Source organism: Flavobacterium sp. KH_001, assembly GCF_057840745.1.
The window spans coordinates 1,109,980-1,123,046 of record NZ_CM174520.1 but is presented as its reverse complement, the minus strand read 5'-3'; the positions used below and the strand labels follow the sequence as shown (position 1 = coordinate 1,123,046).

The following is a 13,067-nucleotide window of genomic DNA, read 5'->3' as shown; positions in this document are numbered from 1 at the left end:
GTGGAACGATTGGTTTGAAGTTTTATTTTGAAGTTTTAAGCAGGGATTAAGATGTTCCACGTGGAACTTTTGTAAAGCGTAAACATGAAACCTGAAACTCGAAACTTTTAACACGTTCCACGTGGAACAAAGGGATAAAGAATTTAATTCTGAGAGCCAACTTAAACGGTTTCCCAGAGAATAGAAAATAAAATGTTTTTAGAAGAATACGATGTTATAGTAGTTGGTGCAGGTCATGCCGGATCTGAAGCCGCGGCAGCGGCCGCAAATTTGGGATCGAAAACCTTATTGGTTACGATGAGCCTGCAGAACATTGCGCAGATGTCTTGCAATCCAGCGATGGGTGGAATTGCAAAAGGACAAATCGTGCGTGAGATTGATGCGTTGGGAGGATACTCTGGAATTGTTTCAGACCGAACCGCGATTCAATTTAAGATGTTGAACAAATCAAAGGGGCCTGCAATGTGGTCGCCGAGAGTTCAAAGTGACCGAATGCGTTTTGCTGAAGAATGGAGAATGATGTTGGAGGGAACTCCAAATTTGGATTTCTACCAGGAGATGGTAAAAGGTTTGATTATCGAGAACGGAAAAATAAAAGGAATCAGAACTTCGTTGGGAGTAGAGATTCGATCTAAATCTGTTGTCCTGACAAACGGAACTTTTTTGAATGGTTTGATTCATATTGGAGAAAAACAATTTGGAGGAGGAAGAGCAGGAGAAAGTGCCGCAACCGGAATTACCGAAGATTTGGTGAAAGCAGGTTTTGAAGCTGGAAGAATGAAAACAGGAACGCCTCCGAGAGTGGATGGACGTTCTTTGGATTATTCTAAAATGAATGAAGAAAAAGGAGATGCAAAGCCGGATAAGTTTTCTTATTCTGATTTGACAACTCCATTGACGCATCAAAGATCTTGTCACATGACGTACACGTCTTTGGATGTTCATGATATTTTGAGAGAAGGTTTTGATCGTTCGCCAATGTTCAACGGAAGAATAAAAAGTCTTGGTCCAAGATATTGCCCTTCGATTGAAGATAAAATTAATCGTTTCGCTGATAAGGAGCGTCACCAACTTTTTGTTGAACCGGAAGGTTGGAATACTTGTGAAGTTTATGTGAATGGATTTTCAACTTCGCTTCCGGAGGATATTCAATTTAAAGCGTTGAGTTCTGTTGCTGGTTTCGAGAAAGTGAAATTTTTCCGTCCAGGTTATGCGATCGAATATGATTACTTTCCACCAACGCAATTGAAACATACTTTGGAAACAAAGTTAGTGGAAGGTTTATATTTTGCCGGACAAATAAATGGAACGACAGGATATGAAGAAGCAGCTTCGCAAGGATTGATGGCTGGAATAAATGCGCATTTAAAAGTGCATGAAAAAGCGCCATTAATTTTAAAACGTGATGAAGCGTATATTGGAGTATTAATTGACGACCTAATTACGAAAGGAACGGAAGAGCCTTATCGTATGTTTACGTCAAGAGCAGAATATAGAACATTGTTGCGTCAAGATAATGCGGATTTCAGATTGACTCCAATGTCACATGAAATTGGTTTGGCTTCTGAGGCTCGTTTGCGCCGAATGGAAAAGAAATTAAATGAGTCTGAAAAAATGGTTGCCTTCTTCAAAGAGACTAGTGTTTCGGTTGCTGAAACAAATCCAATTTTAGAAGCAAAAGAAACGGCTCCAATTACACAAGGTGATAAAATGTTCAAAGTTTTTTCTCGTCCGCAAATTGATTTAGAGGATATGATGAAATTTGAAAAAGTAAAGGAGTATATCGAAGCAAATGACGTTGATCAGGAAATTCTGGAACAAGCAGAAATTCAGGTCAAGTATTCTGGTTATATAGAAAAGGAAAGAAACAACGCTGATAAGCTTACTCGTTTAGAAGAAGTGAAAATTCCAGAGAATTTCGATTACGATAAAATCAAATCAATGTCAATTGAAGCAAAACAAAAATTGAGCAGAATTCGTCCTGTCACAATTTCACAAGCTTCAAGAATCAGCGGAGTTTCTCCGAGTGATATTTCGGTGCTTTTGATTTACATGGGAAGATAAATGTAGAGACGTACTTTAGTGCGTCTTGATCTGTTTCAGATTTCAGGTTGTTGGAACTCGAAACTGGGAGGGAATTTTAGTTTGAGGATTTAACCTGAAACTTGAAACAAGAAAAACTTGAAACAAAAACGAATTGTTCCACGTGAAACTATTTTAGTAATCTAAAATCTAAACTCTGAAATCTAAAATTTCGTTATATGAAGATTGTAGAAAAGGAAATTCTGTCTTTGGAAGAAAAAGAAGTTTTACGTGAACTTTGGAACGAGGAATATCCCGCGAGATTGCATTTAGAAAATAGCGAGGATTTTGATTTGTACTTAAACGGACTTTCAAATACAAAACATTATTTGCTGTTTGATGATTCAAATAAAATTAATGGCTGGGCATTTACTTTTCTGAGAGAAGGAGAAGATTGGTTTGCTATAATTTTGGACCATCAAATACAAGGAAAAGGAAATGGTTCACTTTTGATAAATGAATTAAAAAAGAACAATACGAGTTTGAATGGTTGGGTTATTGATCATGAAAATGAAATAAAACAGAATACAAAACATTATAGATTTCCAATGCCGTTTTATATAAAAAACGGTTTTACAATCTTGGCAGATATAAGAATTGAAAATGAAAAGATGTCGGGTGTGAAAATAAATTGGAAACATTAAAGAATATATATTAAAGCCTAAAATTAAACCCAAATACCTACTAATTATAAAATGGACGTTTTAAACAAAAAACATTTTCTTACTGTTAAAGATCATTCTGTTTCGAAAGAAATTTTCGAATTGTACCACGATGAAACTTTAGACATGTTGATTACATCTCCGCAACCATCTTTGGAGAATCTTGGAAGATATTACGAAAGCGAAGATTATATTTCGCATACAGACAACAAACGATCTTTATTTGAAAAAGCATATCATTTTGTAAAAAATATTGCTTTAAAGAATAAACTGAATTTAATCAATTTAGAGCAATCTCAAAAAGGAAGAATTTTAGACATTGGTGCCGGAACAGGAGATTTTTTGTTGACCGCAAAAAATGACGGTTGGGAAACTGTTGGAGTGGAACCAAGCGAGCGAGCAAAAAATATTGCGATACAAAAAGGAATTTCTTTTGTGAACGAAATTGACGCTCTTGAAAATAATTCGTTTGACGTGATTACAATGTGGCACGTTTTGGAACATGTTCCAAATTTAGAACTTCAAATTCAGGAATTGAAGCGTTTACTAAAACCAACTGGAACATTAATTGTTGCGGTTCCAAATTTTAAATCATACGACGCAAAATATTATAATGAATTTTGGGCAGCTTATGATGTACCAATTCATTTTTGGCATTTCTCAAAAAAGGCCATTCAATCACTTTTTGAAAAAGTAGATATGAGATTGGAAAAAGTGCTTCCAATGAAATTTGATTCTTTTTACGTGAGTTTATTATCCGAAAAATACAAAACTGGAAAAATGAATTATATTAGTGCTTTTTTCGTCGGATTAAAATCAAATTTAAAAGCGAGCAGTACAAAAGAGTATTCATCCCACATTTATGTCTTAAAAAACAAGTAAAACGCAATTTAAGCGCATTTCTGCGGCTTTTTCGGCTTTACTGATGGTAATTTATGTCTTTTTTGAGAAAACGTTTCTAATGAAAGCTATTAAAGCCGGTTTTAATAGTGTTGAATTATTGACATTTTTCTTTCCATAAATAAAAACAATATCATAAAATTATAGCATTTTTTAAACTTTATGTTGGTGCTATTTATTTTTTTATATTTTTGTCTTCAATACATTAAAAAAATAGAAATTTAGAAAATGAAAAAAGCATTAGTAATTATCGCACTTTCAATTTTGGTTGTTTCGTGTAATAAAGCAACAGAGGTTAAGGAAGTAAAAACAGCTTACGTTGATACTTCAGTTTTAATGAAGGAGTACACTGAAGCGAAAGATCTTGAAGCAAAATACAAAGCTCAGGCAGAAGAAAAAGGAAGACAGCTACAAGCGGAAATTACTCGTTTTAAACAAGACGCTGCTAATTTTCAAAGTCAGGCACAAGCAAACGGACAAGCTTGGGCACAACAAAGAGGAGCTGAATTGCAAAAAAGAGAGCAACAACTGGGTTATGCTCAACAAGCATTATCTCAACAATTGCAACAAGAAAGTGGTGTTGAAATGGATTCTCTAATCAATGGAGTTAAAAAATTCATCAAAGATTACGGTAAGAAAAACGGTTATTCTTATATCTACGGTACAGGAGATGCAGCATCAATTTTATACGCTGAAGAGAAATATGACATCACGAAAGATATCATTAAAGCTTTAAACGATAAATATAAAGCTGAACCTAAAACGGAAGCTCCGGCTAAAGAAGAAGCTAAAAAATAATACCAAACAAACTAACTAAATTAAAAACCTAAATCTGTCAAGATTTAGGTTTTTTCTTTTATAAAAACGCGATACTTTTGGTATTTCAATACACGCCCAATGCAAAACGTTTCAGAAGCTGCTGCTTACACCTTACAATTCATTAATCAAACGCAAAAATCTATCTTTCTGACCGGTAAAGCAGGTACAGGAAAGACGACTTTATTGCGTGAAATCATTGCGACTACACATAAAAACACGGTTGTGGTGGCACCTACCGGAATTGCAGCACTAAACGCTGGCGGTGTGACCATTCATTCGATGTTTCAGCTTCCATTTTCAGCTTTTTTACCGACTTATGAAGAGAGTTCACAGTTTACAGAAACGGTAAAATTCGAAAATAAAGAGTCGCTGCGCAGGCATTTCAAAATGAACAATGTTAAGCGTAACGTCATCAGAAACATGGAGTTGCTGATTATTGATGAAGTGAGTATGCTACGTGCCGATTTGCTTGATGCGATTGATTTTATGATGCAGACGGTTCGCCGAAATACACGTGCTTTTGGAGGTGTTCAGGTGCTGTTTATTGGCGATTTATTGCAATTGCCACCCGTAATTCGGGATGAAGAATGGCGCACTTTGCGTAATTATTACAAAGGAAAATTCTTTTTCCATTCGCATGTAATTCAGCAAAATCCGCCCTTATACATTGAATTATCTAAGATTTATCGCCAGAGTGATGATAAATTCATTTCGGTTTTGAACAATCTTCGAAACAATCAGATTACCCCCCAGGATATTCAGATTTTGAACGAATATGTAAAACCGGATTTCGATTTAAAGAATAATCCGGGTTATATAACATTGACCACCCATAACGCAAAAGCCGATTCGATGAACGAGCAGGCGATAGGCGATTTGGCTGGAAATGAGCATGCTTATCAGCCTTTTGTGGTTGGGGATTTCCCTGAAAAAATCTTTCCGGTGGAGGAAAATCTAAAGTTGAAGGTTGGTGCACAAGTCATGTTTGTAAAGAACGATTTGTCATTTGAAAAGCGCTATTTCAACGGAAAAATGGGCGTTATCAAATCCCTTTCTCCGGAGGAAATTTTTGTTCATTTTCCAGAAGAGAATAAAACCATTGAAGTTGAGAAGTACGAATGGAAAAACATTCGCTACAAAGTAAACGAGCTTACAAAAGAGATTGAAGAAGAAGTTTTAGGCACATTTGCGCATTATCCGCTAAAATTGGCCTGGGCAATTACGGTGCATAAAAGCCAGGGACTAACTTTTGAGAAAGCTGCGCTCGATGTATCGCAAGTTTTTGTTCCCGGACAAGCATATGTAGCATTATCGCGTTTAACGTCTTTAAACGGTCTTATTTTGCTTTCTCCGTTGCAAATGAATGGTATTTCGAACGACCAGGATGTAATGGACTATGCTTTGAATAAAGCAACAGAAGAAGTACTGAAAAATTCATTGCACTTTGAAACCAAAAACTTTATTCATAACTATTTGATTAACAGTTTTAATTGGACAGATTTAGCACAAGAATGGCGAAATCATCGTTTTAGTTATAATGAAAATGCGGTTAATTCAGAAAAAGCGAAACATTCCGTTTGGGCGCACAAGCGTTTAGAAACGATTGATTCGTTGGTTGATCCCTCTCAAAAATTCGTTCAGCAGCTTAATAAGATTTTCAGTAAAGAAACTGTCGATTTGGTTTTTGTGCAGGAAAGAGTAGTGGCGGCTTATGATTACTTTTTCAAACCGATGGATAAGCTGGTAACCGATCTTTTGCAGAAAATGGCTGAAATTCAGAAGTTTAAAAAAGTAAAGGAATTTTATGAAGAACTGGCTCTTTTAGACGATTTGCAGACCAAAGCCGTTTTACGCTTAATGAAGGCCAAATTGCTCATCGAAATCGTCGTGGCAGGTGAAACCATCTGTAAAGAGAAATTGACGTCTACAGCGATTAAAAACTATAAAACAGACAAGGTTAATAAGATCCGTGAGGAATTTAATATGTCGAATACTGATATTTTTAAATTGGATGAACCTACAGTGCGTTATACAGCCAGAAAATTAGATAAAAGCGCGCCAAAAGAAGTAAAGAAAACTACGGTGGAAGAAACGCATGATTTGTGGTTGGAAAAAAACTCCATTCAGGACATCGCCAGAATCAGAAAACTTAATGTTCAAACTATTGAATTGCATTTGGTTAAATTAATTCAGGCGAAGAAAGTTGATATATCTGATGTTTTACCATACGACAAAATCCTGGCGTTGCGTGAGGCTTTTCAGTTTTACCAGGAAGAATCTCTGAATGGATTGAAAGAAAAACACGGGGATGAATTTACCTGGGATGAACTTAAAATGTTCAAAGCCAGCATTAATTGATTTTGTATTTTGTAACTTAGTGTTTGAAATGGACTTAACTATTCAAACATTATGTAAAATAGAAAATTATGAGAAAGATAATTTGCGTTATATTTATTGCGTTGTGCATTCAGAATATTTCTGGTCAGGATTTAAAACCAGCCTATCAAAAATTCGTCAAAAGCTTTATTGCCAATGTAAAAAGCAACAACAAAGAAGGAGTGGCGGCCCTTATTTCTTTTCCAATTGGAAGAGAATATCCAATTCCCACTGTCAAAAATAAAGCAGATTTTATAAAGCGGTATGATCAAATTTTCGATGCTACTTTGAAAAACGAAATCATAAAATCAAATCCTGCAAAAGATTGGACCGAAATGGGTTATCAAGGAATTATGCTCGGTCAGGGAGATATTTGGATGGATACAACCGGGAAAGTAATCACAATCAATTATCAATCGCAGGCGGAGAAAGATCTTAAAAACAAATTAATTGCAGGCGAAAAAGGAAAACTTCATCCTTCAATTGCCACTTTTAAAGCTCCGGTTTATGTTTTGGAAACTTCAAAATTCAGAATCAGAATTGACGATTTAGGTAACGATAATTACAGATACGCTTCCTGGTCGATTAAAAACCCGATGAGTCAAAAGCCAGATTTAATAATCACTAATGGAAAATGGATCTCTGATGGAAGCGGAGGGAACAGCCATTATGAATTTAAAAAAGACGCTTATTTGTATGAATGTTATATCATCGTAATCGGTACAGATGACTCTCCGCCAGCTTATTTATCAATCTCTCAGAATGGAAAAGAGATTCTCAATCAGAATGCAAAAATAGTGACCAAATAAGAAAAACCTGTTTCATGTGGAACAGGTTTTTTGGTTTTTATCAAAATAATAATGAGATGAATTAATGCGTTATAAACTTAAAGTTTTTATCTGAAAGCATAAATTAATTACTTTTATATTTAGAACTTAATAATCAGATTAATAATCAATTAAAGTGTTTTTAATGAAAAAAGTAAATCTGTTTTTGGTTTTACTACTGTTTGTGGGCCCTTTCGTTTCGGCTCAGACTGTAAAACCTGAGTATCAAAAATGTATCAAAAGTTTTATTGATACGATTAAAAGCGACAAGAAAGAGGCGATCGCTGAAATGGTTGCTTACCCTCTAAAACGCGAATATCCAATACTTGATGTTGCAGACAAATCTGATTTTATCAAACGGTATGATGAAATTTTCGATGCCACTTTAAAAAATGAAATTACTAAGTCAGATCCCGCAAAAGACTGGTCTGATATGGGTTGGCGTGGAATAATGCTGAATCAGGGAAATGTCTGGATGGATTTTGAAGGCCGTTTAACCAGCGTAAATTACCAGTCACAAGCAGAGATTGATCTCAAAAAGAAACTGATTGCCGATCAAAAAAAGGAATTAGATTCAAGTATTGCCTTTTTTCTAAAACCGGTCTGTGTTCTGGAAACGGAAAAATTCAGAATCAGAATCGATAATTTGGGAAATGAAAATTATCGTTATGTTTCCTGGCCAATTGAGAAGGCGATGAGTGAAAAACCTGATGTGATAATTTATAGAGGAAATTTTGTGGTAGAAGGCAATGGAGGAAACCATCAGTATGAATTTAAGAAGGAAAATTATACGTATGAATGCGCCTTTATAGTTGCTGGTGAAAAAAATGCGCCTCCGGCGAAACTAACTATTTATCAGGGAGGTAAAGTGATCCTTTCACAAAACGCTAAAATAATTGCTAAATAAAAACCTGTTCCACATGAAACAGGTTTTTTATTTTTAAATCTGAGCTTGTGCTTTTTCTAAAGCTTTTTGCTGATTGATTTGCTTTACTTTAAGTTTTTGAATTTCAAGTTCATTTTTTTTCATTTTGACTTGTTGTTTCTGAGATTCTTCTGTAGTAAGAGAACTCAATTTTGAATTAATCTTTTGATTTTCAGATTCTAATTTAGCTATTTTATTTTTGCTCTTTTGTAAATCTTTTTCTGAATTTTTCAAATCTTTTTGATGTTTCTCAACCGTTTTTTGCTCTTTTTTTAGTTTGTCCTGATTCTGTTTCAGTTTAGCATGTTCGTCATTTAGCTTTTTATGATAATCATCGGAGGATTTTTTAGCTTTTTTTTCTAAAGCAATTTGCGCTTTTGATGTCGTAGTAATTTGCTGAGCATAAAAGTATTGTGAACTTAATACTAAAAGAAAAGCAAAGAATAATTTTAATTTGTAACACATAATTTTTTATAGATTTATTTGAATCTAAAGTATGTGCTGCTGAGGATGTATATTAACGTAAAAGGCTTTTTTAAGAATAAAATAGGCCAAAAAAAAAGCCTAATCGAGAGATCAGGCTTTTAAGTTTTATAGATTTTCGACTAGAATCCAGGCATCTGGATTTTCACCTTTTTGTATTTCTTTTTGTGCTTTTGCAGCTTCAGCCATTGTGGCATAACTTCCGTATAAAACCGGGAATAAGCCATGTTTGTTTTCGCCAAGCATTCGCGCTTCGTAACCATCTTTAACCAATTGGTTATAAGCTTTTCTTGCATTTGCCTCACTTCTGTATGCACCTGCCATGATATGATAAGGCATTACTTTTACAGCTTCTGTTTTTGCTGAATCTACAGATAAAGTTACTGCAGGTAGCGGATTCTCAATAAAGAATGTAGCTTCCTGAATTTTGTTCTCTACTTTTTTCTGAACCGCATTTTCTACTACAAGCGTTTTTGTAGTGATCTGATTTTGGTATAAAGGATAACCAATGCTTCCTGTAATGCCAAGACCTAAAACAAAAATGGCTGCATATTTTAAGAAAGAATTTGAAGATTTTGATTCTTCTTCAGAATCGTGTAATTGATATACTTTCGATTCTTCGATTTCCTGTAATTTCTTCTCAAAAATTTCTCTTTTTACCATTGGAGCAACAAACGGACTAAGACCGAAAGAACTCGTTAGATAATTAGTTTGATCACTTGGAGTGAAAACCATGTTATTATCGGCATTAAGACGAATATCACCGATGTTTTTGATATTTAAAACACCAGATTCCTCTAACGTCTTTTGCCAGCTTAAAACTTGAAATGCAATAGCACTTACAGCAAATCCATAGGATGTTTTTTCTGTTAGCGCGATATGATTTGCCAACAAACCATCATTGTTTTTCAAAAGACTGTTAAATGCGATCGTTTTTCTCGGTGGAGTAAACGAATTTGTACTTGAATTAAGCTGCGCCGATTGAATTTCGGTTAAAAATGCTCCAAACCCTGGAACCGTTACACACTGATAACGATACAATAACTGTGCTATATAAGTTTCGATTTTCATAGTAACAAAGTTATACATCCAATATAGTTATCAAAATTTTATTCACAATTTTTATTAACAATTCTGATAATTTTATAGACAATTCGTTTTCAGTTAGTTAAATAAAATTAGCTTTTTGACTAAAGTAGTGCGAAATCTTTACTATTTATTTTTTTATAAGAATTTACTTCTAATTTATATATTTGTGCCACTTTTAATTGTACAAAAATTTGTTTTAAAAGATATTTTTTATCCTCTCAAATAACTGTTTTCGAAGCCATGTCAGACCAGGAATTATTTTATTTATTAGCCTTATTAAAAGTAGATGGCATTGGTGATATTATGGCCAAAAAATTGTTGACCCATTTTGGAAATCCTGAAGCCATTTTCAAAGTAAAAAGTAATCAAATTGCTGGCATCGATGGCGTTGGTTCGGTTTTGTTGCGGAATCTAAAAGCCAAGACGGTTTTTGAAAAGGCCAACAAGGAATTAGAATTTATTAAATCAAACGCTATAAATGTTTCTTTTTTTCAAGACGAAAGTTATCCGGATCGTCTCAAACATTGTATCGACTCGCCAGTTTTGATTTTTACTTCGGGAAATATTAATTTAAAAAACAAAAAATTAATTAGTATTGTCGGGACGCGGCAGATTACCTCATATGGAATGGAATTCTGCAAAAAGTTTATTGAGGATCTGGCACCGCTTGATCCCGTGATTGTTAGTGGTTTTGCGTACGGAGTCGATATTGTAGCGCATCAATTGGCGATGGATAATAACTTACAGACGATTGGAGTTTTGGCTCATGGCCTGAATCAGATTTATCCGAAAACACATAAAAAATACATCGCCAGAATGGAAGAAAATGGTGGTTTCATAACGGAGTTTTGGAGTTCATCAAATCCAGACAAAGAGAAATTTGTACGCCGAAACAGAATTGTGGCGGGAATGACCGAAGCAACTATTGTAATAGAATCTGCAGATAAAGGGGGATCTTTGATCACAGCCAATTTAGCCAACGATTATAACCGAGATGTTTTTGCCGTTCCCGGTCGCGTTACAGACAAATACAGTCAGGGCTGTAATGATTTGATTAAAACACAAAAAGCAAACGTCCTGACAAGCGCTGCTGATTTGGTTTATGTGTTGAATTGGGACATTGAAAACAAGTCAAAACCTGTACAGAAACAATTGTTTGTAGAATTAGAAGTGGAAGAGCAAAAGATTTATGATTTCCTGCTCAAGAACGGAAAGGAATTGCTTGATGTAATTGCGCTTCAATGTGATTTCCCCATTTATAAAATCTCGGGAATGCTTTTGAATATGGAGCTTAAAGGTGTTATTAGACCTTTGCCTGGGAAACTGTTTGAGGCGATTTGAAGTTATATGGTCTTATAACTTTTAAAAATAATTATAAAAAACAACGGTATCGATACCAAATAGAAAAGATTACTAATTGCATAATAGCAAACTAAAGTTCCTGTAATTGATAATATAATCAAACTAAAATGAGTAATGGAAAGCAAGTAATTTGTTTTCCTTCGCAGTATCATTAGTAATAAATATCCAACCAGAAAAAGGATAAGGCAAAACGGAAAAAGTATTGCATTATAATACATCTGGTTTGAAATATCGTATGCCCATCCAACAGTTTTATTTACCCCATAAGTACTTGTGTCTTCAAAATTAATTAGGTAAGTAAAAGAAACTAGGATTAGACCGTATGATGCAAGGAGCACCACAAACATGTATTGTGTAAATATTTTTTTCAATTTTAAATATGAATTAAAGCTATATTAAAAAAAGCGAAAGTTTTTTAAAATCTCTCGCTTTTAAATTATTTACTTTCCAAATCCAAGAATTTCGCGAACTTTGGCTAAGACACCATCCGCAACAACAGAAGCTTTTTCAGCACCTTTTTTTAATAAGGCATCGACTTCTTCAAGGTTGTTAATGTAGTAATTGTATTTTTCTCTTTCTGTTTTAAATTTTTCGGTAATCAACTCAAACAAAGCTTGTTTGGCATGACCATAACCATAATTTCCGCCTAAATAATTCGCTCTCATTTCCGCAATTTGTTCTTCAGTTGCTAATAATGAATAAATGGCAAAAGCATTACAGGTATCTGGATTTTTTGGTTCTTCAAGTGGCGTACTATCGGTTTCAATACTCATTACCTGCTTGCGTAACACTTTATCATCAAGGAAAATATTGATAATATTATTGGCTGATTTACTCATTTTTCCGCCGTTAGTTCCCGGAATCAACATACTGTCCTCCTGAATTTTAGCTTCTGGAATTACAAAAGTTTCTCCCATCTGATGGTTGAAACGCGAAGCAACATCACGCGTGATTTCTAAATGCTGTAATTGGTCTTTTCCAACAGGAACAAATTCAGCATCATAAAGCAAAATATCTGCAGCCATTAACATCGGATAAGTAAAAAGTCCGGCGTTAACATCGTCTAAACGATCTGATTTATCTTTGAAAGAATGGGCTAAAGTCAATCTTTGAAATGGAAAAAAACAGCTTAAGTACCAGGTTAATTCGGCTGTCTGCGTCACATCTGATTGTCTGTAAAAAGTAACTTTATCTGGATTTAAACCACAGGCAAGCCATGCCGCTGCGGTGCTATAAGTGTTTTCTCTTAATGTTTTTCCGTCTTTAATTTGCGTAATCGAATGTAAATCAGCGATAAACAAATAAGATTCATTTGCAGGATTATTCGATAATTCAATTGCAGGTATGATTGCTCCTAATAGATTTCCCAAGTGTGGCGTTCCAGTACTCTGAACACCAGTTAGTATTTTTGCCATTCTAGTTTTTATTTCTAAACGCAAAGTTCGTTTTTTTACCTCAAAGAGCATAAGTTTTTGTAAAGTTTTAGAACGTAAGTGTTCTATGTTAATGTTTTTTTACCACAGAGTGCACGAAGTTTTTCAC

At 34.6% G+C, this 13,067-nt stretch carries 11 protein-coding genes; 8 read left to right on the top strand and 3 right to left on the bottom strand.

The annotated features are described in order from the left end of the window. Positions 1–192: 192 nt before the first annotated feature. The 7 genes from mnmG (at position 193) to AC3ITQ_RS04970 (ending at position 8,573) form a co-directional block, all read left to right on the top strand. A complete protein-coding gene (gene mnmG, locus AC3ITQ_RS05000; protein ID WP_489237066.1) occupies positions 193–2,064 on the top strand; it encodes a tRNA uridine-5-carboxymethylaminomethyl(34) synthesis enzyme MnmG in 1,872 nt (623 codons plus the stop codon). Between the two features lie 197 nt (positions 2,065–2,261). Continuing rightward, on the top strand, positions 2,262–2,726 hold the full coding sequence (locus AC3ITQ_RS04995) for a hypothetical protein (protein WP_489237065.1): 465 nt from the start codon (positions 2,262–2,264) through the stop codon (positions 2,724–2,726). 51 nt (positions 2,727–2,777) lie between these two features. Beyond that, complete coding sequence (locus AC3ITQ_RS04990) at positions 2,778–3,626, top strand: class I SAM-dependent methyltransferase (RefSeq protein ID WP_489237064.1); 849 nt, start codon at positions 2,778–2,780, stop codon at positions 3,624–3,626. A 246-nt stretch (positions 3,627–3,872) separates the two neighbouring features. Then, positions 3,873–4,442: an OmpH/Skp family outer membrane protein gene (locus AC3ITQ_RS04985; RefSeq protein ID WP_375030959.1), complete on the top strand. Its 570-nt coding sequence runs from the start codon at positions 3,873–3,875 to the stop codon at positions 4,440–4,442. Positions 4,443–4,541: 99 nt separating this feature from the next. After that, positions 4,542–6,821, top strand: a complete 2,280-nt coding sequence (locus AC3ITQ_RS04980; protein WP_489237063.1) for a helix-turn-helix domain-containing protein — start codon at positions 4,542–4,544, stop codon at positions 6,819–6,821. A gap of 68 nt (positions 6,822–6,889) precedes the next feature. Further along, positions 6,890–7,648, top strand: a complete 759-nt coding sequence (locus tag AC3ITQ_RS04975; protein ID WP_489237062.1) for a hypothetical protein — start codon at positions 6,890–6,892, stop codon at positions 7,646–7,648. A 163-nt stretch (positions 7,649–7,811) separates the two neighbouring features. Next, the gene (locus tag AC3ITQ_RS04970) at positions 7,812–8,573 is read left to right on the top strand and encodes a hypothetical protein (protein ID WP_489237061.1); all 762 of its coding nucleotides are present in this window, start codon (positions 7,812–7,814) and stop codon (positions 8,571–8,573) included. A 33-nt stretch (positions 8,574–8,606) separates the two neighbouring features. On the opposite strand, the gene AC3ITQ_RS04965 is transcribed toward AC3ITQ_RS04970, so the two are convergent. Beyond that, positions 8,607–9,056 carry a hypothetical protein gene (locus tag AC3ITQ_RS04965; RefSeq protein WP_489237060.1) on the bottom strand — a complete coding sequence of 150 codons (450 nt, stop codon included), beginning with the start codon at positions 9,054–9,056 and terminating at the stop codon, positions 8,607–8,609. A 126-nt stretch (positions 9,057–9,182) separates the two neighbouring features. After that, entirely contained in the window at positions 9,183–10,145 is a 963-nt protein-coding gene (locus AC3ITQ_RS04960) for an HU domain-containing protein (RefSeq protein WP_489237059.1), read from the bottom strand. Positions 10,146–10,403: 258 nt separating this feature from the next. On the opposite strand from AC3ITQ_RS04960, the gene dprA reads away from it, so the two are divergent. Next, the gene (dprA, locus tag AC3ITQ_RS04955) at positions 10,404–11,504 is read left to right on the top strand and encodes a DNA-processing protein DprA (protein ID WP_489237058.1); all 1,101 of its coding nucleotides are present in this window, start codon (positions 10,404–10,406) and stop codon (positions 11,502–11,504) included. Positions 11,505–11,965: 461 nt separating this feature from the next. On the opposite strand, the gene trpS is transcribed toward dprA, so the two are convergent. After that, positions 11,966–12,940, bottom strand: coding sequence for a tryptophan--tRNA ligase (gene trpS / locus AC3ITQ_RS04950; protein ID WP_489237057.1), 975 nt, complete (start codon positions 12,938–12,940; stop codon positions 11,966–11,968). Positions 12,941–13,067: the final 127 nt, after the last annotated feature.